Source organism: Bartonella sp. CE47NXGY, assembly GCF_042195415.1.
In the GTDB taxonomy this organism is placed as follows: domain Bacteria; phylum Pseudomonadota; class Alphaproteobacteria; order Rhizobiales; family Rhizobiaceae; genus Bartonella.
Genome location: NZ_JBHIOI010000183.1, coordinates 1 through 940, shown reverse-complemented (window position 1 = coordinate 940; position 940 = coordinate 1). Strand labels below are relative to the sequence as shown.

Below are 940 nucleotides of genomic sequence, written 5' to 3'. Positions count from 1 at the left end.
ATAGGGAGCAATGGATATCCAAAGCTGAATATGCGAATTTTACATAAGATGAAAGAGGTTTTGGATGATCAAATTAAGTCTGCACGTATCAAAGGAAAATGGGGATATGCTCGAGATTTGACTGATTTCAAACAACGCATTCTGGACGTTTTGGATACATCATCTCCAGAATATATTAAGGCACGGAAAATTTATTATGACGAGCGTACTATCGGTAATGCTTTGGAGCAAGGAAAAAAAGCACTGAATAAGAGTGTTGATCTTGATACAATCAACAGACAACTTTCACATTTTGGGTTGATGGAAAAAGAGGCTTTTCAAAAAGGTATCCGGTCGCAACTAGAGGATGCGGCAGGCAATGCACAGAATTTTGACCACAATCTTTTGAGTTTGTTTGACACGCAGAATGGTCAAGAAAAATTACGGCAGAGTTTTGGTGAGGACAAAGCCAAGCAACTTATGAAAGTGTTGCGACCAGAAGTGGAAAGAACAAAACTTTTTGCACGATTGCCAAACCATATGGGTGAAGTAGAAGAAAAGGCTATAGAAGACGCTGCGATTGGAGGAAAGATTCATCTAATCAAGACAACCCTGAAAACTTTAGCAAGAGAATGGGGACGCAAACTCTTAGGAGTGCATAGAGAGACTGAGAGAGATATTGCGGCTCTCATAACAGCACGGGAAAAAGAAGATTTTGGGTTAGCAAGAGAAAAAGCCGTTGAATTAATTAAGAAGTTTCATGAAGCAGAAAAGAAACGCTTAATAACCAAAGAAGATCACACAAAATTCTTCAATTTTCTTGGCATTCTTTTGAATAGCAGTGCTGATAGAACGGTTATAAACTAATGATCAATTTTCATCCCAATGTGAAGCGTGCTATCTCACAGGCAGCACAAAAATATGGTTTGCCAGAAAGCTTTCTTGAACGTGTTGCTATGAT

General features: G+C 38.7%; 1 pseudogene. It reads left to right on the top strand.

Annotated elements, in window-relative coordinates:
- Nucleotides 1–846, top strand: a pseudogene (locus ACFIL3_RS10530) (hypothetical protein); the annotation flags it as partial.
- Nucleotides 847–940: the final 94 nt, after the last annotated feature.